Genomic DNA, 21,477 nt, shown 5'->3' with positions numbered 1-21,477 from the left:
ATCTGGGCCGGTACCGCCTGCCTGCCTGCAGATCTGCGTGCCGCACCCTCTGTTGCTACGCTATTTATAGCTGCCTGCCCTTTGAAACAAAGGGCTAGAGGCCAAAAACATACCAAAGTGACTGTTTCGTCCAATTCCTGCAGCCCCTGGCGCATGTCGGTCGCGCCCATGCTCGACTGGACCGACCGGCACTGCCGCTACTTCCACCGGCTGCTGAGCCGGCGCGCGCTGCTGTACACCGAGATGGTGACCACTGGCGCGCTGCTGCATGGCGATGTGCCGCGGCACTTGCGCTTCGACGCCGCCGAGCACCCGCTGGCGCTGCAGCTGGGCGGCAGCGAGCCGCAGGACCTGGCGCGCTGCGCACGGCTGGCGCAGGACTGGGGCTACGACGAGGTCAACCTGAACTGCGGCTGCCCCAGCGAGCGCGTGCAGCGCGGCGCCTTCGGCGCCTGCCTGATGCACGAACCACGCCTGGTGGCCGACTGCGTGAAGGCCATGGTGGACGCGGCGGCGCTGCCGGTCACCGTCAAGCACCGTATCGGCATCGACCGCACCGAGGACTACGCCTTCGTGCGCGACTTCGTCGGCACCGTGGCCGACGCCGGTTGCCGCGTGTTCATCGTGCATGCGCGCAATGCCTGGCTGAAGGGCCTGAGCCCGAAGGAAAACCGCGAGATCCCGCCGCTGCGCTACGACGTGGTGGCGCGGCTCAAGCAGGACTTCCCGCAGCTGACCATCGCCATCAACGGCGGCCTGGCGGGCGACGCGGCGGTGCACGAGCAGCTGGCGCTGGTCGATGGCGTGATGGTCGGGCGCGAGGCGTACCACAACCCCTGGTGGCTGGCACGCTGGGACGAGCAGTTCTTCGGCGCGCAGCCGTCTGCGCTGACGCGCGAGCAGGCCGAGGAACTGCTGGTGGACTACATGGAGCGGCAAGCCGCCGCCTACGGCACGCACTGGTACGCCATCGCCCGCCACATGCTGGGCCTGCGCGCCGGGCTGCCGGGCGCGCGGCGCTGGCGCCAGGTGTGGAGCGACCATCGGCTGAAGCACTTGCCGGCGCGCGAAGTCATGGCGCTGGCGCGCATCCGGCCCGAGCCTGTGGCGGCATGAAGCGACACACCCACGCGCCGATGGGGTCAACCCCTGCCTGCCGGCCGCGTTGCACAGCGGCGGCGCACGTTCTGCGGGCCGTCGCACCGACAGGCCAGCCCGGCATGGCCCGCCGTGTTTCTGCCGGCCGCCTTCCACCATCCCTGCTCCACCCGACCGTACTGCCATGTCCCTGATGCCGGAGGAAGCCGCTTTCCATGCCTTCTACCAACGCGAGCATGCCGCGCTGGAGCAGGCCTGCGCGCTGCATGTGGCACATCTGCAGGAATTGCTGGCGCAGGCGCCCGGCCTGGAGGTCGCCAAGGTCGAGGGCCGGGTGAAGGACCGCGACGAATGCCTGCGCAAGTTCGCGCGCAAGTACCGCGCGGCGCTGGAAGAAGCCGGCACACCCTATGAGATAGCGCCGTGCATCACCGACCTGATCGGCGTGCGCGTGGTCTGCCTGTACGAGGACGAACTGGCGCGCGTGGCGCAGTTGGTGCAGGCGCATTACGAGGTCATCGACGTGACCGACCGTACCGGCGCGGCCCAGGCCGAGACCTCGTTCGGTTACAAGGGCCTGCACCTGGACCTGCGACTGAAGCCGACACCGGGCTCGCAGCCGCAGACGCATGCGGCCCTGCCCTTCGAGCTGCAGGTGCGCACCATCATCCAGGACGCCTGGAGCGTGCTGGACCACCGCATCAAGTACAAGAAATCCATTCCGGCGGAGCTCAAGCGGCGCATCAACGTACTGTCGGCGCTGTTCGAGCTGGCCGACCGCGAGTTTCGCCAGATCCGCGAGGCCACGGAGGCCGAGCTGCGCCGCGTCGACGACGACGCCGAGGCGGAAGCCATCGGCAGTCGCGCCAACCCGGCCAGCGCCACGCTGAATGCCTTCACCTTCCTGCGCATCGCCCAGCATTTCTTTCCCGAGCATGCCTTCGACGCGGCACGGGTGGACCAGTTCGTGCAGGAGATCCACGACGCCTGCCCGGCCATGACACGGGCGCAGTTCAACACGCTGCTGCGTACCACCTTGGCGCCGGTCAGGCGCTATCGGCAGTTCTACGAAACCGCCAACCCACAGGGCAGCTTCAATGCCTTCACCGCCATGCGCCACAGTCTTTATTTGAGCGACAAGGTGGTGTTCCGTCGGCTTTTGCGCAACAGCGCGCGTCAGGCTTTCGAGGGCTGGCTACAAGCCCAATCCTGATGCAAGCAGCGGTGCGCGTCTGACACTCAACGGCACTGCGCTATTCAAAAAATAGCATCAACATTTCACCTAGTGTCGCTTCAGCGACTTGGTGTCAGTAGATGCACGGGCCGTCAGGCTTTTTGTCACTGATATATTGCGTTGCAACAAAAAATTACTTTTACCTATGCTGTACACGATTTATGAAGCCCAGCGCACGCTGATGGAACCCTTTGCCGATCTGGCCCAGGCCACCGCCAAGATCTACAGCAACACGCTCAACCCCTTCAGCCACACCCAGCTGGCGCACCGCATCTCGGCCGGCTATGAGCTGCTGCACCGGCTGTACAAGGACTACGAAAAGCCCGAATTCGGTATCCGCACGGTGCCGGTCGAGGGCGTCGAGGTGGCCATCCATGAACGCATCGAGGTGGAAAAGCCGTTCTGCGAACTGCGCCGCTTCAAGCGCTTCACCGACGACCCCACCACGCTGACCCGACTCAAGGAGCAACCGGCGGTGCTAGTCGTGGCGCCGCTGTCGGGCCACTACGCCACCCTGCTGCGCGAGACCGTGCGCACCATGCTCGGTGGCCACAAGGTCTACATCACCGACTGGAAGAACGCGCGCACCGTGCCGCTGGCCGAAGGCGACTTCCACTTGGACGACTATGTGAACTATGTGCAGGAGTTCATCCGCCATCTGCAGGCACGCTATGGCAACTGCCATGTCATGAGCGTGTGCCAGCCCACCGTGCCGGTGCTGGCGGCGGTATCGCTGATGGCCAGCCGCGGCGAGACCACGCCGCTGTCCATGACCATGATGGGCGGGCCGATCGACGCTCGCCGTTCGCCCACCGCGGTGAACGACTTGGCGATGGAGCACAGCTACCAGTGGTTCGAGAACAACGTCATCTACCGCGTGCCGGACAAATTCCCGGGCGCCGGGCGTCTGGTCTACCCCGGGTTCCTGCAGCACACCGGCTTCATCGCGATGAATCCGGATCGTCATGCCACCAGCCACTACGACTACTTCAAGAACTTGGTCAAGGGCGATGACGCCAGCGCCGAGGCGCACCGCAAGTTCTACGACGAGTACAACGCGGTGCTGGACATGGACGCGCACTACTACCTGGAGACCATCCGCACCGTGTTCCAGGATTTCAGCCTGGTCAATGGCACCTGGGACGTACGCTCGCCCGAGGGAGAGCTGGAGCGCGTGCGCCCGCAGGACATTCGCGGCACGGCACTGCTGACCGTGGAAGGCGAGCTCGACGACATCTCCGGCAGTGGCCAGACGCAGGCGGCGCACGACCTGTGCACCGGCATCGCGCCGGCCCAGCGCCAGCACCTGGAGGTCAAGGGCGCGGGCCACTATGGCATCTTCAGCGGCCGTCGCTGGCGCGAGGTGGTGTACCCGCAGGTGCGCGACTTCATCCGGGCCCATGACCAGCAACCGAAATCCGCGGAAAAATCGCCACGCGGCAAGAACTTGCTGCCAGCCGCAGCGTGAGTCACGGCCCTGTGCGTGCCGCCGAGCTGGCGGCGCGCATCGACGATGCCCTGCCGCAGACGCAATGCACGCGCTGCGGCTTTCCTGACTGCGCTTCCTATGCCCGAGCCGTGGCTTTCGACGGCGCGGCCATCAACCGCTGCCCGCCGGGCGGTACCCAGGGCGTGCAACGGCTGGCTGCGCTAACCGGCCGTGACGCCATGCCGCTGGACCCGGACTGTGGCCAGGAAGGGCCGCGCGGCGTGGCCGTGATCGATGAGGACTGGTGCATCGGCTGCACCTTGTGCCTGGACGCCTGCCCGACGGACGCCATCGTCGGCCTGAACAAGCAGCTGCACACCGTGGCAGCGGGGCACTGCACGGGTTGCGAGCTGTGCCTGCCGGTCTGTCCGGTCGACTGCATCCACATGGAAAACGCCAGCGGCACTGCCTCCGGCTGGCACGCCTGGAGTGCCCAGCAAGCCCGGCACGCGCGCACGCGCTACGGCGCGCGCACCGCCCGGTTGCAACGTGCGCCGGCGGCACAGCCGAAGGCCGATGCGCCGGTGGACAAGCGCGACACCATCGCCGCAATCCTGGCACGGGCCCGCGCGCAGCGGCGTTGAAGCGCGCCGCCCGTCAGCCGCGTGCCGCCAGGCTCTGGTACACGCCGCAACCCAGGTACAGCTCGCCCAGCTTCTGCACGAACGACATCTTGGTCTGCACCGCGCCAGTGGCAGGGTGGGTGATGTCGTACTCGACCCAGCCGGGCGCGCGTTCGGCCTGGGCCACGATATGGCGCAGCAGCGCGTCGCCATCGACGCCGGGAATGTCCTGCACGCGCGTGCCGACCTTGGCCGGGTTGCCGCCGAACGCCAGGTACTGGCCCTTGCCATCCAGCGCGAACACGTACATGTCGCGGTCGTGAAACGGCTGGGCCGAATCGCTCACGGTGCGCAGGAACTCCGCCTGCGCGCCATTGCGATAGATCTGCACCGCACGCTGCACCAGGCCCACGGCTTCGTCGGCCGTACCTTGCGGCAGTTGAAAGCTACGCACCGCCTGCGCCAGCGTGCCAGCCCGCCCTTCGAGGGCCTGGGTCTGGCGCAGGCTGTTGCCCACCATCTGCGCGTTGTGCTGCGTGATCTGGTCCAGTTGCTGCACGGCCGTGCTGATCTCGCGCAGACCGGCGCTTTGCTCACTGGCGGCGTGCGAGATGGCGCTGACGTGCCCGGCAACGTCGCGGATGCCTTCCGCCAGGGCGCGGATGCGCTCGCCGGCGCCGCCGATCAGCACCGCGCTGGACTCCACCTGCTGCACGGACGCCTGGATCAGCGCCCGGATCTCGCGCGCCGCCTCGGCCGAGCGGCCCGCCAGCGTGCGTACTTCCGACGCCACCACCGCGAAGCCGCGCCCGGCGTCGCCGGCGCGTGCCGCCTCGACGGCGGCATTCAGCGCCAGGATGTTGGTCTGGAAGGCGATGCCATCGATCACGCCGATGATCTCACCCATGCGCCGCGCGTCACCCTGAATCGCCTGCACCGACTGCACGGCCTGCGCCATGGTGTCCGCGCCCGCCTGCACCGCGGCGTGCATCCGGGCTGCCTGCCGGTCGGCCACCTCGGCGGCCTGGGCATTGCTGCCGACAGTGGCAGCCAGTTGCTCCACGCTGGCAGCGGTTTCTTCCAGGTTTGCTGCCTGCTGTTCAGTACGTTCGGCCAGGTTGCCGCTGTCATGCGCCAGGTTCCGCCCTTCCTGGGCCACCAGCGCGGCGCCGCTGCGGACGTCGGCCACCATGGCCGCAAGCGCCAGGACCATGCGGTCCAGCTGCTGGCCCAGTTGTGCCAGCTCACTGTTGCCCTGAAAACCGACGCGCGAGCACAGGTCGCCCTCGGCGGCGCGTGCCACTCCTTGCGCCAGATGGCGCAGCCCTGGCACCACGCTTGCCCACAGCGCCCCGCCCAGATAGGCCAGCAGCGCCGCGCAGGCGCCGAAAACGCTCCAAATCATGCCGGTGCTGCTCGCGCGCAGGGCCGCCAGCAGCGCCAGCGCGGCAATGGCCAGCGCGACCAGCAGCAGCAACCGGCCACCCAGGCGCAGACGCCGCATCAGCCAGATCCCGGGACCCAGGATCGAAAAAGAAGGCATGTCGAAGTCTCCAAAAAAATGCCCCGCCTCGCCGGGCAGGTGCACCGTGGCCGCGGATGATACCCTCCGTAACAATTGCGCGGGCTGACAAGATACTGGGGGAGACCCGGAGTCTTGCGGCAGGTCATGCGCCGGCGTCGCGCTCCCCGATAATCGCGCGCCATGAATCCCCTGCTCGACCTTCTGCAGCCCTACCCTTTCGAGCGGCTGCGACAACTTTTTGCGGGGGTGCAGCCGGCATCCGCGTACCCGCCCATCAGCCTGGGCATCGGCGAGCCGCGCCACGAAACGCCGGCCTTCATCCAGCAGGCCCTGGCCGACTCGCTGGACGGCCTGGCGCGCTACCCCTCCACTGCGGGCGAGCCGGCATTGCGCCAGGCCTGCGCCGACTGGGTGCAGCGGCGCTATGGCGTGGCGCTCGACGCGGGCACCCAGGTGCTGCCGGTGAATGGCTCGCGCGAGGCGTTGTTTTCCTTTGTGCAGACCGTGGTCGATCCCCGCCGTTCTGGCGCCACGGTGGTCTGTCCCAATCCGTTCTACCAGATCTATGAGGGCGCAGCGCTGCTGGCGGGCGCCCAGCCCTGGTACGCGCCCAGCGTGGCGGAACGCAACTTCGCGGTGGACTGGGACAGCGTCCCCCAGGAGGTTTGGCAACGCACGCAGCTGCTGTTCGTGTGCTCGCCCGGCAATCCGACCGGCGCCGTGATGCCGCTGGCCGAGTGGGACAAGCTGTTCGCGCTGAGCGAACGCCACGGCTTCGTCATCGCATCCGACGAGTGCTACAGCGAAATCTGGTTCCAGGGCGAGCCGCCGCTGGGCGGACTGGAGGCCGCGCGCCGGCTGGGCCGGACGGACTTCTCCAACCTGGTCGTCCTCACCAGCCTGTCCAAGCGCAGCAACGTGCCCGGCCTGCGCAGCGGCTTCGTCGCCGGCGACGCACGGCTGCTGCAGGCCTTCTTGCTCTACCGCACCTACCACGGCGGCGCCATGGGCCCGGCGGTGCAGGCCGCCAGCATCGCCGCCTGGAACGACGAAGCGCACGTGCAGGCCAACCGCGCGCTGTACCGCGCCAAGTTCGAGCAGGTCACGCCGCTGCTGGCGCAGGTGCTGGACGTGCGTCTACCCGATGCCGGCTTCTACCTCTGGGCCGGAGTGCCGCCGCAGCTCGGGCTGGATGACACTGGCTTCGCCCGCGAACTGCTGGCTCAATACAATGTGACGGTGCTGCCGGGCAGCTACCTGGCACGCGAGGTACAGGGCTTCAACCCCGGACGCGGCCGCGTGCGCATGGCCCTGGTGGCCAGCCAGGACGAATGCCTGGAAGCGGCGCAGCGCATCGTGCGCTTCGTGCGCAAACACCTCTGAACGCGCCCTCCTCGCCTGCATCTCCAGCCTGTTCCTTTTTTTTCTCAACCCTTGACCGCAACACCATGAGCCACGCTCTGCAGACCCTGATCGACAACGCCTGGGAAGACCGCGCCAGCCTCTCGCCCGGCCGCGCGCCGCGCGAGGTGCAACAGGCCGTCGAAGAGGTGATAGACGGTCTGGACAGCGGTGCGCTGCGCGTCGCCACGCGCCAGGGCGTGGGCCAGTGGACGGTGCACCAGTGGATCAAGAAGGCGGTGCTGCTGTCGTTCCGGCTGAACGACAACGCCGCCATGCGTGCCGGTGACCTGGCGTTCTACGACAAGGTGCCCACCAAGTTCGCCGGCATGAGCGACGAGCAGCTGGCCGCCACCGGCGTGCGCGTGGTGCCACCGGCCACGGCGCGGCGCGGCAGCTACATCGCCCCCGGCGCCATCCTGATGCCCAGCTACGTGAACATCGGCGCGCATGTCGGCGAGGGCACCATGGTCGATACCTGGGCCACCGTCGGCTCCTGCGCGCAGGTGGGCAAGCACGTCCACCTGTCCGGCGGCGTCGGCCTGGGCGGGGTGCTGGAGCCGCTGCAGGCCGGCCCGACCATCATTGAGGACCACTGCTTCATCGGCGCCCGCTCGGAGATCGTCGAGGGCGTGGTCGTCGAGGAGAACTCGGTCATCAGCATGGGCGTGTACATCGGCCAGAGCACGCCCATCTACGACCGCGCCAGCGGCGAGATCCACTACGGCCGCGTGCCGGCGGGCTCGGTCGTGGTCAGCGGCAGCCTGCCCAAGGATGGTGGGCGCTACAACCTGTACGCCGCCGTGATCGTCAAGCGCGTGGACGCCAAGACGCGCTCCACCACCAGCCTGAACGAGCTGCTGCGCGACTGAGAAGCGCCAGCGACTGCCAAGGAGGAACAGCCGGCATGAACACCAGCATGGGCACCATGGAGCGCATCCTGCGCCTGATGGCGGAGAAGCACGCCTCCGACGTGTACCTGTCGGCCAACGCTCCGGCGCTGATCAAGATCGACGGCGAGTGCGTGCCCATCAACAGCCAGCCGCTGCCCATCGACGCACCGCTGAACCTGCTGTCCGAACTCGTTCCGCCCGAGCGCATTGAGGAGCTGAAGGAGACCGGCGAGCTGAACATGGGCGTGCCGCTCAAGGGTGTGGGGCGCTTTCGTGTCAGCGCCATGCGCCAGCGCGGCACGGTGGCGGTGGTCATCCGCTTCATCGCCCAGAACATCCCGCGCCTGGCCAGCCTGCAACTGCCGGCCGTGCTGACCGAGCTGGCGCTGCACAAGCGCGGCCTGGTGCTGGTGGTCGGCGCCACCGGCTCGGGCAAGAGCACCACCCTGGCGGCGATGCTGGACGAGCGCAACGAATCCACCACCGGCCACATCCTGACGGTGGAAGACCCGATCGAATACCAGTTCAAGAACAAGAAATCCATCGTCAACCAGCGCGAGATCGGCAGCGACACGCAGTCGCTGCAGACGGCGTTGAAGAACGCCCTGCGGCAGGCGCCGGACGTGATCCTGATCGGCGAGATCCGCGACCGCGAGACCATGTCCGCGGCCATCGCCTATGCCCAGTCGGGCCACCTGTGCCTGGCCACGCTGCATGGCAACAACAGCTACCACGCGCTGAATCGCATCCTGTCGTTCTATCCGGTCGAGGTGCGCGAGACCATGCTCGGCGACCTGGCGTCCGCCCTGCGCGCCATCGTCTCGCAGCGCCTGGTGCGCACGCTGGGCGGCGCGCGCGTGGCGGCGGTGGAGGTCATGCTCAACACCAAGCTGGTGGCCGAGATGATCGAGAAGGGCGACTTCTCCGGCGTGCGCGACGCGCTGGAGAAATCCATGTCCGAAGGCTCGCAGACCTTCGAGGAGTCTCTTGCGCACCTGATCCGCGAGGGCCGCATCGACCGCAAGGAAGGCCTGGCGCATGCCGACTCGCCCACCAACCTGATGTGGCGCCTGCAGAACGACTTCGTCGCCGCCAAGGGCGTCGAGCAGGCGCCGCTGCAGACCGGCCCCGGCGAGGACGATCTGCCCTCGTTCACCGAAATCGTGCTCGACGTACGTCCGCCGGCCTGACCGGGCTTCAGCTTTTCGCATCACCATGAACGCCACCCTGCAACTGGCGTGCGAACTCATCGCGCGCCCTTCCGTCACCCCCCACGATGCCGGCTGCCTGGAGCTGCTCGCCGGGCGCTTGGCGCCGCTGGGCTTTGCTTGCGAGCGCCTGGACGGCGGCCCCGAGGCCGCGCGCGTCAGTAATTTATGGGCAAAACGGCCTTCAGCCCTGGATGGAAAAGGGCCTGATGCTACAAAAACCATAGTTTTCGTGGGCCATACCGATGTCGTGCCGCCCGGGCCGCTGGACGCCTGGACCAGCCCGCCGTTCGAGCCCATGCAGCGCGACGGCCGGCTGTACGGCCGCGGCGCGAGCGACATGAAGACCTCCATCGCCGCCTTCGTCGTCGCCGCCGAGGAATTCCTCGCCGCCACGCCCCGCCCGGCCATCGGGCTGGCGCTGCTGCTGACCAGCGACGAGGAAGGCCCGTCGGTGGACGGCACGCGCATCGTCGTCGAGCAGCTGCGCGCACGCGGCGAGCGGCTGGACTGGTGCCTGGTGGGCGAGCCCACCGCCGTGCAGCGCGCTGGCGACATGATCAAGAACGGCCGGCGTGGCACGCTGTCGGGCCGGGTCACCGTGCGCGGCGTGCAGGGCCACATCGCCTACCCGCAGCTGGCACGCAACCCCATCCACCAGGCGCTGCCGGCGCTGGCCGAGCTGGCCGCCACCTGCTGGGACGAAGGCAACGCCTTCTTCCCGCCCACCAGCTGGCAGGTCAGCAACATCCACGCCGGCACCGGCGCGACCAACGTCATCCCGGGCGATGTCACGGTGGACTTCAACTTCCGCTTCAGCACCGAGTCCACCGCTGACGGCCTGCGCCAGCGCGTGCACGCCGTGCTGGACCGCCATGGCCTGGAGTACCAGCTGGAGTGGACGCTGGGCGGCCAGCCCTTCCTGACGCCGGCCGGCACGCTGGTCGAGGCGGTGCGCGGCGCCATCCACGACGAAACCGGCCTCATGGCCGAACTGTCCACTACCGGCGGCACCAGCGACGGGCGCTTCGTCGCGCAGGTCTGCCCGCAGGTGGTCGAGCTTGGCCCACCCAACGCCAGCATCCACCAGGTGAACGAACACATTGCCCTAGCCGACATCGAGCCGCTGAAGAACATCTACCGCCGCACCCTCGAGCGCCTGAACGCGCAGGCCGCCACATGAGCGGGCCACTGGCCACCCAGGTCACGGGCAGCACCGTGGGCGAACTGCTGGCCAGCGGCGAACAGCGCCTGCAGCAGGCCGACGTCGCCTTCGGGCACGGCACCACCAACGCCCGCGACGAGGCCACGTGGCTGGTGCTGTGGGCGCTGGGCCTGCCGCTGGACAGCGCCCTCGACCCGCAGGCGCCGGAATCTGTATCAAATCGGCCTGTAGCCGTTGAAGATCAACGGCGTATAGCTACACTTTTTGAAGAACGCATCACCACCCGCAAGCCCGCCGCCTATCTGACGCGCGAGGCCTGGCTGCAGGGCGTGCCGTTCTATGTGGACGAGCGCGCCATCGTGCCGCGCAGCTTCATCGCCGAACTGCTGGCCGACGGCAGCATCGACCCCTGGCTGAGCGAGCGCACGCACCGCGTGCTGGACCTGTGCACCGGCAATGGCAGCCTGGCAGTGCTGGCGGCCATGGCCTGGCCAGAGGTGCGGGTGACAGGGGCAGACATCTCCGCCGACGCGCTGGAGGTGGCGCGCATCAACGTCGAGCGGCATGGGATGGGCGAGCGGGTCAGGCTGGTGGAGAGTGACGGGCTGGCCGGCGTGCCAGGGCCGTGGGACCTGATCCTGTGCAATCCGCCCTATGTCAACGCCGCCAGCATGGCGCGACTGCCCCAGGAATATTTGGCCGAACCGCAGCTGGCGCTGGCGGGTGGAGGCGATGGCATGGACTTCATCCGTACCCTGTTATGGGGAGCCGCTGCCTGTATGACAGAGTCTGCGGTGTTGGTGTTGGAAATAGGAAATGAACGTCATTTCTTTGAATCTGCTTTTCCAGATTTACCGGTTTTCTGGCTACCAACAAGTGCTGGAAATGACCAGGTGTTGCTGATCACCCATCCGGCACTATTTATTTGGCACAACTCTAGAAACGTAAAATCATTACCCTCCTCATGAGGATTGAAATGGCCAAACAAAATTAAACCAGGCCATTCTCGCAGCACTGGTTTAATTTTTGAAAAATCAAGGATTGAATCTCAAAGTAATAGGGTAGCCATAGTAGAGATTTCCACCCATCGGATCTCCGCTACCATTAAGATACGTAATATTCAATACATCGTTATTTTGAAAAACCCTGAATACATTGTTGATTGAATCACGACCATAAGCATAAGTGGCAGATGTGTTGCGCAAAAAATTATTGTTGCGCCCTGAACTTCCTATCTCACTATTCAGAGCAGCCGGCCCGGTAAGCCAAACGTAGCTCACAATACTGGCATTAGGCGGACAAGCCGGCGGCGTGATCAGTGGATTGTTGATTGGACGATTCACCGCGAGTATATATAAGCGGCGCCCATCTGCGGTGGTGGAAGGGGAGCTTAAAGAATAGCTGCAATTCGGATTATTCACCGCCTGATCGCTGCTCCGCTGCACAAAATACGGATCTTTGCCGGCATAATTTCCTATTTTGAAATTCAAAGTGCTTGAAAGCGGATCTACCGCTGGACCTTGAGCTGGCGAGGCAGAAAGCAACATGGCACCGAAACCTGCAGGATTTGCCTGAAGCTCAAATTCCAGATTTAGATACACAGTGGATCCGTTGTACACAATCGGAACGTGTCCGGCTCTCAGTATTTTTCCAACACCAGATACCGCGGCATTGCCGAAGTCAATGGATAATCCCGTGCCATTCACCTCCTGAGACTCAGCATGGGCCGACACGGAAAATACCGCGAGCATCACCGCGCAGACAGCGGGCGAAACAATTGAATACTTCATTGCAGCTCTCCTTACATTCCATCTCACTTTGGCGAAGCGCCACCGGTGATTTTGCCGATTTCCTCAGCCGGGTTTGTACATTTTGCGCATATGAAATGAATTCTTCATATTCATCGACAATGCAGCATTACGTGATATATCTGTCTTTTGCCTTGAACACCTGGCGACGGGAAATGCCTAATATTTTGTCCAGGCGGCTCAACCCACTCCCGGCTTTGTCATAGGCCATCCAGTTCAAGCTCAGCATTCGTCTGGCCAAAGCTGCGCGGCCCTGTTCTTTTTTTCATTACCGTGATCCAACTCAAAAACGTCACCCTGCGCCGCGGCGCCAAGGTGGTGCTGGATGGCGTCAGCGCCACCCTCAATCCTGGCGAGCATGTCGGCCTGGTCGGACGCAACGGCGCCGGCAAGTCGTCGCTGTTTGCGCTGCTCGCCGGCCAGCTGCATGAAGATGGCGGTGACTTCTTCGTCCCGCCGCAGTGGCGCATGGCGCAGGTCGCGCAGGAAATGCCGGAAACCGACGAAGACGCCACCGCCTTCGTGCTGGCGGGCGATACCCGGCTGGCCCAGCTGCAGCAGCGTCTGGCCGAGGCGCAGGAGTCCGGCGACGGCATGGCCATCGCGCAGCTGCACGCCGACCTGGCCGACGCTGGCGCGCACGACGCCACGGCGCGCGCGCAGACACTGATCCTGGGCCTGGGCTTTCTGCCGGCGCAGCTGCAGCAGGCGGTGAACAGCTTTTCCGGCGGCTGGCGCATGCGCCTGCAGCTGGCGCGCGCGCTGATGGCGCCGTCCGATCTGCTGCTGCTGGACGAGCCGACCAACCACCTGGACCTGGACGCGCTGGTGTGGCTGGAGGCCTGGCTCAAGCGCTACGCCGGCACGCTGATCGTCATCAGCCACGACCGGGAGTTCCTGGATGCCGTCACGGACGTGACGCTGCATATCGAGCACGCGCAGCTGACGCGCTACGGCGGCAACTACAGCCGCTTCGAAGAGCTGCGCGCCCAGCAGCTGGTGCTGCAGCAGTCCGCCTACGAGCGCCAGCAGGACAAGATCGCCCACCTGCAGAGCTTCATCGACCGCTTTAAGGCCAAGGCTACCAAGGCGAAACAGGCGCAGAGCCGCGTCAAGCAGATCGAGCGCATGGAGAAGATCGCGCCGGTGCTGGCCAGCGCCGACTTCACCTTCACCTTCCGCGAACCGGCCAACCTGCCCAACCCGATGCTGGCCATCACCGATGCCGCCTTCGGCTACCAGGGCGAGGACGGCCAGGAGACGGTCATCCTGCGCGGCGTGAACCGCTCGGTGCTGGCCGGCCAGCGCATCGGCATCCTGGGCGCCAACGGCCAGGGCAAGTCCACGCTGGTCAAGACCATCGCGCGCGAGATGGCACCGCTGGCCGGCCGGGTAACGGAAGGCAAGGGCCTGTCGATCGGCTACTTCGCCCAGCAGGAGCTGGATGTGCTGCGCCCGCAGGACAACCCGCTGCAGCACATGGTGCGCCTGGCGCGCGAGACCGGCGCCGACGCCGCCGCCAGCCGCGAGCAGGAACTGCGCAACTTCCTGGGCAGCTTCAACTTCAGCGGCGACATGGTGGCGCAGGCGGTGGGCAGCATGAGCGGCGGCGAGAAGGCGCGCTTGGTGCTGGCGATGATCGTCTGGCAGCGCCCGAACCTGCTGCTGCTGGACGAGCCGACCAACCACCTGGACCTGGCCACACGCGAGGCACTGGCCATGGCGCTGCAGGACTTCGACGGCACCGTCATGCTGGTCAGCCACGACCGGGCGCTGCTGCGCGCCGTATGCGAGGACTTCTGGCTGGTCGGGCGCGGCGCCGTCGCGCCGTTCGACGGCGACCTGGACGACTACCAGCGCTACCTGCTGGAGGAATCGCGCCGGCTGCGCGAGGCTGCGCGTGCCGCGGCGGCCCCTGACACCGCTGCCGCGATGGCGGACAAGCCCGCGACCGCCGGCGGGCGCGAACAGCGCAAGGCCAGTGCCCAGGCACGCCAGCAACTGGCCGAGAAGACACGCCCGCTGCGCCGTGAACTGGAAAAGATCGATGTCCGGCTGGCGGCGCTGACGGCAGAGCGCTCGGAGCTGGAAGAGCGCTTGAGCACACCGCTGGCGCCCGCCGACATCGCCGAGTGCGGGCGGCGCCTGAAAGCCTGCGGCGAAGAAATCGATGGCCTGGAAGAGCGCTGGCTGGAGCTGGGTGAAGCCATCGAGGCCCTCGCGAGCACCGCCGACCCAACCTGAAATTCACTCCAAGTCATTGATTCTTAAGGCCTTTCTTTTCCATCGCCAGGAATTTAAGGGTTTATACGCAGTTTTCTACAAATTCTTGCGTGGCGGCGTCAACGCCGAGCGCTTCCAGGGCGTTGTTCCCGCATCTAAGGAGGTTATCCGCGATGAACACCATGCTCAGCACCCTGTCCGCCTGGCCCGAAGACGAACGCGACCGCAAGCGCGCCCCCGTCCGCGCCTGAGCGCTACGGCGCGGGCCCCGGCGCCCGGCCTGCCCCCATCCCATATGGCCGGCGCCATTCCCCTTACTACCGCCTTTCAGGCCCCATGAAAAAAACCCGCCGCGGCGGGTTTTTTGTCGTCCTGGCGCAATGCGCAATCAGTTCATGTGCAGGCCGCCGTTGACCGAGAATTCGGCGCCGGTGGCGTAGCCGCCCTCTTCGCTGGCCAGCCAAGCGATGATGGAGGCGATTTCGCTGGGCTCGCCCAGGCGCTTCACGGGCACGGTGCCGACGATTTTTTCCAGCACATCCGGGCGGATGGCCTTGACCATGTCGGTGCCGATGTAGCCGGGCGAGACAGTATTCACGGTGACGCCCTTGGTGGCCAGCTCCTGCGCCAGCGCCATGCTGAAGCCGTGCATGCCGGCCTTGGCGGCCGAGTAGTTGGTCTGCCCGGCCTGGCCCTTCGCGCCGTTCACGCTGGAGATGTTGATGATCCGGCCCCAGCCCTTTTCCACCATGCCAGCGACGACCTGCTTGGTCACGTTGAACATGGAGTTCAGGTTGGTCTCGATCACCGCATCCCAGTCTTCGCGCGTCATCTTCAGGAACATGCGGTCGCGCGTGATGCCGGCGTTGTTCACCAGCACGTCGATCTGGCCATGCTCGGCCTTGGCCTTGTCGAAGGCCGCCACCGTGGAATCCCAGTCGCCCACGTTGCCGGCCGATGCATAGAAGGTGTAGTCCTGCGCCTTCTGCTCGTCCAGCCACTTCTGGTAGTCGCGCGTCGGGCCGCAGCCGGCGATGACCTTGAAGCCTTCCTTGTGCAGGCGCTGGCAGATGGCGGTGCCGATGCCTCCCATGCCGCCGGTGACGTACGCTACTTTCTGGCTCATTTTTGCCTCTCCTTGTGAATGGTGGAATCTGTGGGCCTGGTCACTCTAACCAGGCTTGCTTGCGGATGGCTTGCTGACAAACACTGAATCGCCAAGTAGCGCGCGTCAACGCTCCAGCGCCATGGCCACACCCATGCCGCCGCCGATGCACAGCGCAGCCAGGCCCTTCTTGGCGCCGCGGCGCTGCATTTCGTGCAGCAGCGTGACCAGGATGCGGCAGCCCGACGCGCCGATGGGGTGGCCGATGGCGATCGCGCCGCCGTTGACGTTGACCTTGGCCGGGTCGGTGCCCAGTTCCTGGTTGACCGCGCAGGCCTGGGCAGCGAAGGCCTCGTTCAGCTCGAACAGGTCCACGTCATCCACTTTCCAGCCGGCGCGCTCCAGCGTCTTGCGCGACGCCGACACCGGGCCCATGCCCATGGTGGCCGGGTCCAGGCCGGTACTGGCGTAGGCGCGGATGTGCGCCAGCGGCGTCAGGCCCAGCTCCTTGGCCTTGGCGGCGCTCATGACCACCACGGCGGCGGCGCCGTCGTTGATGCCCGAGGCATTGCCCGCGGTGACCGAGCCGGCTTTGTCGAAGGCCGGACGCAGGCCGGCCAGGGCTTCGGCGTTGGTCTTGCGGTTCAGGTACTCGTCCTGGTCGAAATTGACCGGGTCACCCTTCCTTTGCGGAATCTGCACAGGGACAATCTCGTCCTTGAAGCGGCCGGCGTCCTGCGCCGCGGCGGCCTTTTGCTGGCTGGAGAGGGCCAGCGCGTCCTGCGCCTCGCGGCTCACGCCGTGTTGCTTGGCGACGTTCTCGGCGGTAATGCCCATGTGGTACTGGTTGTACACGTCCCACAGGCCGTCGACGATCATGGTGTCGGTCATCTTCCAGTCGCCCATGCGCTGGCCGTCGCGCGAGCCGTTCAGCACGTGCGGCGACAGGCTCATGTTCTCCTGGCCGCCGGCGACGACGATCTCGCTGTCGCCCGTGGCCACAGCTTGGGCCGCCAGCATCACCGCCTTCAGGCCCGAGCCGCAGACGGCGTTGATGGTCAGCGCCGGGGTTTCCTTGGCAATGCCGGCCTTCATCATGGCCTGGCGCGCCGGGTTCTGGCCGACGCCGGCCGCCAACACCTGGCCCATGATGACTTCGCCCACCTGGTCGGGCGCTACCTTGGCGCGTGCCAGGGCTTCCTTGATGACGGTGGCGCCCAGTTCGGTGGCGGGCACCTTGGCGAGAGCGCCGCCGAACTTGCCCACGGGCGTGCGTACGGCGGAGACGATGACGATGTCCTGTTGCATGGCTGGCTTTCGTTCGTTGTGTGGCGGTGAGGAAAAGGATGCAGGCGCTCAGGCCTTTTGCAGCACGTAGCGGCCGGGCGCGGGCTCAATGGCCTGGTAGGCCTTGCCGCGGCCGTAAGCCTTGGGTGCGGCGATCTGCTTGCCGGCGTGCGAGGCGAGCCAGCCGGCCCAGTCGTCCCACCAGCTGCCGGGCACCTGCGTGGCGCTCTCCAGCCAGGCGTCGAAGCTGGCGGGGAACTGGCCGTCGTCCCGCACCCAGTGGCTGCGCTTCCTGGCCGCCGGCGGGTTGATGACGCCGGCGATGTGCCCGGACGCCCCGGCGACGAAGCGCTTGTTGCCCGGCAGCACCTGGGTGGAGGCGTAGGCGGCGTCGATCGGCACGATGTGGTCCTCGCGCGAGCCGTAGACATAGACCGGCAGGCGCACCCGGTTCAGGTCCAGCTTTTCGCCGCAGACGGTGAGCGCGCCGGGGCGCACCAGGCGGTTTTCCAGGTAGAAGTTGCGCAGGTACGACGCGTAGAACGGCCCGGGCAGGTTGGTCGCGTCGCCGTTCCAGTACAGCAGGTCGAACGCCGGTGGCGTCTCGCCCTTCAGGTAGTTGCCCACGACGTAGTTCCAGACCAGGTCGTTGGGCCGCAGGAAGCTGAAGGTACTGGCCATGTCCTGGCCCTTCATCAGCCCGCCCTTGCCCATCTGCAGCTCGCGCAGGCGCACGAAGTTCTCGTCGATGAAGACGTCCAGGATGCCAGGGTCACGGAAGTCCAGCAGCGTCGTCAGGAACGTGGCGCTGGCCACCGGGTCCTCGCCGCGCGCGGCCAGCACCGCCAGCGCGTTGGCCAGCATAGTGCCGCCGACGCAGAAGCCCAGGGCGTTGATCTGCTCGCTGCCGGCAATATTGCCCACCGTTTCGATGGCGCGCAGTACGGCGCCTTCGATGTAGTCGTCCCAGGTCTTGCTCGCCAGGCTCTCGTCCGGGTTGCGCCAGCTGACCACGAAGGTACGGTGGCCCTGGGAGACGGCGTAGCGAATCAGCGAATTGGCTGGCTGCAGGTCCAGGATGTAGTACTTGTTGATGCACGGCGGCACCATCAGGAACGGCCGCTCGTGCACCTTGGGCGTCAGCGGCTTGAACTCCAGCAGCTGGAACAACTCGTTCTCGAACACCACTGCGCCTTCGCTGCTGGCCACGTTGCGCCCGACCTGGAAACCGCTCTCGTCGGTCATCGAGATGCGGCCCTGGCGCATGTCGCGCAGCAGGTTGGCCATGCCCTTGGCGATGCTCTCGCCCTGAGTTTCCAGCGCCTTTTGCTGCGCTTCCGGGTTCAGCGCCAGAAAGTTGCTGGGCGCCATGGCCGCCAGCCACTGGTCGACGGCGAAGCGGATGCGCGCGCGCGTCTTGTCGTCGGCCAGCATTGCGTCGACCAGGCCGTTGAAGGTGCGCGACTGCAGCTGGTACAACGCGGCGGCGTAGGCCGACAGCGGGTTGTGCGCCCAGCTCTCGCCGGCGAAGCGCCGGTCGGGCTTGTCGCTGGCGAGGGCGGCCGGGCCCTGGGTCCACAGCGCACGGGCGTCCTGCAGGTACTGCTCCTGCAGCTGGGCCAGCTTTTCCGGGTCGAAGTTGACCGGCGGCTGCGGCCGCACGGCGGCCGAGAGCGAACCCAGGTCCGGCGGCTGCAGTGTCGCCATCATCCGGCTCCAGCCATCACCGATCATCTCTTGCCATTGCCGGGCGCTTTCGGCCCAGCCTGCGTCAGAATTCATGGTCCGCCTCCTTGCATGTGCTTTGCGTATACACGGCATAGGCCAGCCCGTATAGCGCGCTTGTCACCATTGTGACGCACCGCAGAAACGACCAAGGCCTCGAGCACTCTAACCGGGGCCCATCCTCTCGCAAACCCTGATAAAAGACATGTATCTGGTTGCCATTGCCTGGCTGTACGTGACGCTAATGATGGCCCTGGCCGAGGCCACCGCGGCCAATGGCAGCGTGCTGGGGGCGATCGTCACGTTCGTGCTCTACGGGCTGCTGCCCCTGTCCATCGTGCTCTACATCCTGGGCACACCGGGGCGCAAGCGCGCGCGCCGCCAGCGCGAGGCACAGGAACAGCAGGCCCATGTGCAGCAGCAGGCAGACGCCGCCGCGCCGGCGTCAATCGGCCAGCCAGACCAGGGCGGCCATCCGACCGGTGCCGCCGAGGGCGGCGTGGTCGCGCCGGTACGAGAAGAACCGTGACGCGTTGGCGAAGGTGCACCAGGCGAGCGAGCCATCGTTGCCGTGGATGTGCCGCACCCCGGCGGCGCGCAGGCGCTGGCGTGCCAGCCCGGCCAGGTCGGCCCAGTACTTCCCGCCGGCTGCTGCCTGGAAGTGCAGTGCGGCAGCGGGGTCATGCGCCAGGAAGGCGGCACGCACCTCCGGCCCCACCTCGAATGCCTGCGGGCCGATGCCAGGGCCGATCCAGGCCAGCACTTCATCGCCCCCCAATGCTCCATTTTCGATAGCTAAAAGCCCTTTGTTTTCACGGTCCAGGGCGGAAAAACAGGCCACGGCATTGTCCAGCACGCCGGCGGCCAGCCCGCGCCAGCCGGCATGCGCGGCCGCGACCTGCGTGCCAGCGCGGTCGGCCAGCAGGACCGGCAGGCAGTCGGCAGCCAGGGCTACGCAGGCGATGCCGCTGGCGCGGGTGGCGGCGGCGTCCGCCGGCTGGCGCTCCTGCGTGCCCGGCCCGAGCTGCAGCACGCGCGTGCCGTGCACTTGGTCCAGCCGCACCGGGCGCACCGCTGCGCCGGCGCGCCCGCCGTGCAGCGCCGCCTCCACCGCAGCCCAGTTGGCAGCGACGGCGGCTGGCCTGTCGCCGGTGGACAGGCCCAGGTTCAGGCTGTCGAACGGCGCCGCGCTGACGCCGCCGCGCCGCGTGGTGCACAGCGCGCGCACGCGCGCCGGGGCGGGCCAGTCGGGAACGATCCAGTCGGGGTGCGGGGGCAGGTGATTCACGATAGCGGTCCAGGCCAGGTGGGGCGGCGCTGCGTGGCACACTGCGCCGGTCATCGTTCGATTGCCAATCCAAACCGCATCATGCGCCATGTGATCCCCCCTGCCGAAGTGCCGTCGGTGCCCGTCACCGGCCGCGACGCGCGCTTTCCCGTGCGCCGCATCTACTGCGTAGGCCGCAACTACGCCGAGCACGCCCGCGAGATGGGCTTTTCCGGGCGCGAGCCGCCGTTTTTCTTCATGAAGCCGGCCGACGCCATCGTGCCGGTGCCTTCGGGCACCACCGGCCGCCTGCCCTACCCCACGCTTACCGCCGACCTGCACCACGAGGTGGAGCTGGTCCTGGCCATCGGCCAGGGCGGCCGAAACATCCGCGCCGCCGATGCCCTGGCGCATGTCTGGGGCTACGCCGTCGGCCTGGACATGACGCGCCGCGACCTGCAGGCGCAGATGAAGCAGCAGGGCCGGCCCTGGTGCATCGCCAAGGGCTTCGACGCCAGCGCGCCCATCGGCCCCATCACGCCTGCCGCACAGGCGGGCGACATTCAGCACGCCGGCATCTGGCTGCATGTGAATGGCCAGCAGCGCCAGCGCGGCAGCCTGGATCAGCTGATCTGGAGCATCGCCGAGACGCTCGAGCACCTGTCGTCGGCCTGGACGCTGCAGCCGGGCGACCTGGTCTTCACCGGCACGCCGGCCGGCGTCGGCGCGGTGCAGCGCGGCGACCTGCTGGAGGCCGGCATCGACGGCCTGGAAGGCCTGCGCCTGGAGCTGGCGTGAAGACCGGTGCGCCACCCCGCCGTCCGCCCATCCGCCATTGCCGCGAGTGCGGTGCACCGACCGCGTACCGGGTGCCCGACGATGGCGACACGCGCCAGCGTGCCATCTGCAGCGCCTGCGGCACCATCCACTACGAGAACCCCCTGAACGTGGTCGGCACCCTGCCGGTGCTGGGCGAGCGCGTGCTGCTGTGCCAGCGCAACATCGAGCCGCGCTGGGGCAAGTGGACGCTGCCGGCGGGCTTCATGGAGCTGGAGGAAACCACCGCCCAGGGCGCGCTGCGCGAGACCGACGAGGAGGCCGGCGCGCAGGTCACGCTGGGGCCGCTGTTCTCGCTGCTGAACGTGCCGTCGGTCGGCCAGGTACACCTGTTCTACCTCGCCACGCTGCACAGCGACCGCTTCAACCCCGGGCACGAGACCATCGAGGCACGGCTGTTCAGCGAAGACGAGATCCCGTGGGAGCAGATCGCCTTTCGTACGGTGCGCGCGACGCTGGAGCGCTACTTCGCCGACCGGCGCACCGGGCACTTCGGCGTGCACTGCATCGACATCGTGTGACCGCGCCGCGCGGTCGAGCGCGTTCAATTAACCAGGAAAACCCAGCCCAGCCCTTGTCGGACAATGGCACGCAGCTACTTATTCGATAGCGGAATGGCGATTGCCGAAGCGCCCAGCCTGCAGCCTGG

General features: G+C 66.9%; 19 protein-coding genes. 13 read left to right on the top strand and 6 right to left on the bottom strand.

Annotated elements, in window-relative coordinates:
* Positions 1-117 precede the first annotated feature (117 nt).
* From dusA to BLQ61_RS02130, 4 genes are all read left to right on the top strand, one after another.
* Positions 118-1,116 (top strand): tRNA dihydrouridine(20/20a) synthase DusA, encoded by a 999-nt coding sequence (gene dusA, locus BLQ61_RS02145; protein ID WP_281218487.1) that lies wholly within the window; start codon positions 118-120, stop codon positions 1,114-1,116.
* A 166-nt stretch (positions 1,117-1,282) separates the two neighbouring features.
* Positions 1,283-2,311 carry a GTP pyrophosphokinase gene (locus BLQ61_RS02140; protein ID WP_091566134.1) on the top strand — a complete coding sequence of 343 codons (1,029 nt, stop codon included), beginning with the start codon at positions 1,283-1,285 and terminating at the stop codon, positions 2,309-2,311.
* A 166-nt stretch (positions 2,312-2,477) separates the two neighbouring features.
* Positions 2,478-3,800, top strand: a complete 1,323-nt coding sequence (locus BLQ61_RS02135; RefSeq protein ID WP_091566132.1) for a polyhydroxyalkanoate depolymerase — start codon at positions 2,478-2,480, stop codon at positions 3,798-3,800.
* Positions 3,797-4,405 carry an RnfABCDGE type electron transport complex subunit B gene (locus BLQ61_RS02130; RefSeq protein ID WP_091566129.1) on the top strand — a complete coding sequence of 203 codons (609 nt, stop codon included), beginning with the start codon at positions 3,797-3,799 and terminating at the stop codon, positions 4,403-4,405. Before BLQ61_RS02135 ends, BLQ61_RS02130 begins: the two co-directional genes overlap by 4 nt.
* Positions 4,406-4,418: 13 nt before the next feature.
* Here the strand turns inward: BLQ61_RS02130 and BLQ61_RS02125 are convergent, their stop codons facing one another.
* A complete protein-coding gene (locus BLQ61_RS02125; RefSeq protein WP_091566127.1) occupies positions 4,419-5,927 on the bottom strand; it encodes a methyl-accepting chemotaxis protein in 1,509 nt (502 codons plus the stop codon).
* A gap of 162 nt (positions 5,928-6,089) precedes the next feature.
* Here BLQ61_RS02125 and dapC point away from each other — a divergent pair, with 162 nt between their 5' ends.
* From dapC to prmB, 5 genes are all read left to right on the top strand, one after another.
* On the top strand, positions 6,090-7,292 hold the full coding sequence (gene dapC, locus BLQ61_RS02120; RefSeq protein ID WP_091566124.1) for a succinyldiaminopimelate transaminase: 1,203 nt from the start codon (positions 6,090-6,092) through the stop codon (positions 7,290-7,292).
* A gap of 65 nt (positions 7,293-7,357) precedes the next feature.
* On the top strand, positions 7,358-8,182 hold the full coding sequence (gene dapD, locus BLQ61_RS02115; protein ID WP_091566121.1) for a 2,3,4,5-tetrahydropyridine-2,6-dicarboxylate N-succinyltransferase: 825 nt from the start codon (positions 7,358-7,360) through the stop codon (positions 8,180-8,182).
* 47 nt (positions 8,183-8,229) lie between these two features.
* Complete coding sequence (locus tag BLQ61_RS02110; protein ID WP_091566480.1) at positions 8,230-9,393, top strand: PilT/PilU family type 4a pilus ATPase; 1,164 nt, start codon at positions 8,230-8,232, stop codon at positions 9,391-9,393.
* Between the two features lie 25 nt (positions 9,394-9,418).
* Positions 9,419-10,594 carry a succinyl-diaminopimelate desuccinylase gene (dapE, locus tag BLQ61_RS02105; protein ID WP_091566118.1) on the top strand — a complete coding sequence of 392 codons (1,176 nt, stop codon included), beginning with the start codon at positions 9,419-9,421 and terminating at the stop codon, positions 10,592-10,594.
* On the top strand, positions 10,591-11,544 hold the full coding sequence (prmB, locus tag BLQ61_RS02100; protein WP_175488185.1) for a 50S ribosomal protein L3 N(5)-glutamine methyltransferase: 954 nt from the start codon (positions 10,591-10,593) through the stop codon (positions 11,542-11,544). The genes dapE and prmB overlap by 4 nt, the downstream gene beginning before the upstream one ends.
* A 66-nt stretch (positions 11,545-11,610) precedes the next feature.
* Here prmB and BLQ61_RS17165 read toward each other — a convergent pair whose 3' ends face one another.
* The gene (locus BLQ61_RS17165; RefSeq protein ID WP_139182705.1) at positions 11,611-12,366 is read right to left on the bottom strand and encodes a hypothetical protein; all 756 of its coding nucleotides are present in this window, start codon (positions 12,364-12,366) and stop codon (positions 11,611-11,613) included.
* Positions 12,367-12,657: 291 nt separating this feature from the next.
* On the opposite strand from BLQ61_RS17165, the gene BLQ61_RS02095 reads away from it, so the two are divergent.
* On the top strand, positions 12,658-14,628 hold the full coding sequence (locus tag BLQ61_RS02095) for an ABC-F family ATP-binding cassette domain-containing protein (protein WP_091566116.1): 1,971 nt from the start codon (positions 12,658-12,660) through the stop codon (positions 14,626-14,628).
* A 367-nt stretch (positions 14,629-14,995) separates the two neighbouring features.
* Here the strand turns inward: BLQ61_RS02095 and phbB are convergent, their stop codons facing one another.
* The 3 genes from phbB to BLQ61_RS02080 all read right to left on the bottom strand — a co-directional run bounded on the left by phbB (position 14,996) and on the right by BLQ61_RS02080 (position 18,781).
* Positions 14,996-15,733 (bottom strand): acetoacetyl-CoA reductase, encoded by a 738-nt coding sequence (phbB, locus tag BLQ61_RS02090; protein WP_091566113.1) that lies wholly within the window; start codon positions 15,731-15,733, stop codon positions 14,996-14,998.
* 105 nt (positions 15,734-15,838) lie between these two features.
* Positions 15,839-17,020 (bottom strand): acetyl-CoA C-acetyltransferase, encoded by a 1,182-nt coding sequence (locus BLQ61_RS02085; protein WP_091566111.1) that lies wholly within the window; start codon positions 17,018-17,020, stop codon positions 15,839-15,841.
* Positions 17,021-17,068: 48 nt separating this feature from the next.
* Positions 17,069-18,781, bottom strand: a complete 1,713-nt coding sequence (locus BLQ61_RS02080) for a PHA/PHB synthase family protein (RefSeq protein ID WP_091566108.1) — start codon at positions 18,779-18,781, stop codon at positions 17,069-17,071.
* A gap of 148 nt (positions 18,782-18,929) precedes the next feature.
* Here BLQ61_RS02080 and BLQ61_RS02075 point away from each other — a divergent pair, with 148 nt between their 5' ends.
* Positions 18,930-19,253, top strand: coding sequence for a hypothetical protein (locus tag BLQ61_RS02075; protein ID WP_091566105.1), 324 nt, complete (start codon positions 18,930-18,932; stop codon positions 19,251-19,253).
* Here BLQ61_RS02075 and pgeF read toward each other — a convergent pair.
* Entirely contained in the window at positions 19,170-20,012 is an 843-nt protein-coding gene (gene pgeF, locus BLQ61_RS02070; protein ID WP_245703777.1) for a peptidoglycan editing factor PgeF, read from the bottom strand. The two genes, BLQ61_RS02075 and pgeF, sit on opposite strands and share 84 nt — an antisense overlap.
* 81 nt (positions 20,013-20,093) lie before the next feature.
* On the opposite strand from pgeF, the gene BLQ61_RS02065 reads away from it, so the two are divergent.
* The gene (locus BLQ61_RS02065) at positions 20,094-20,789 is read left to right on the top strand and encodes a fumarylacetoacetate hydrolase family protein (protein ID WP_091566101.1); all 696 of its coding nucleotides are present in this window, start codon (positions 20,094-20,096) and stop codon (positions 20,787-20,789) included.
* Positions 20,786-21,349, top strand: coding sequence for an NUDIX hydrolase (locus tag BLQ61_RS02060; RefSeq protein ID WP_091566099.1), 564 nt, complete (start codon positions 20,786-20,788; stop codon positions 21,347-21,349). The genes BLQ61_RS02065 and BLQ61_RS02060 overlap by 4 nt, the downstream gene beginning before the upstream one ends.
* Positions 21,350-21,477 lie beyond the last annotated feature (128 nt).

This window comes from Oryzisolibacter propanilivorax (genome assembly GCF_900103645.1).
GTDB classification, from domain to species: Bacteria; Pseudomonadota; Gammaproteobacteria; order Burkholderiales; family Burkholderiaceae_C; genus Melaminivora; species Melaminivora propanilivorax.
Note: the sequence above shows the minus strand (reverse complement) of the source record. Positions and strands in the feature narration are given on the sequence as shown.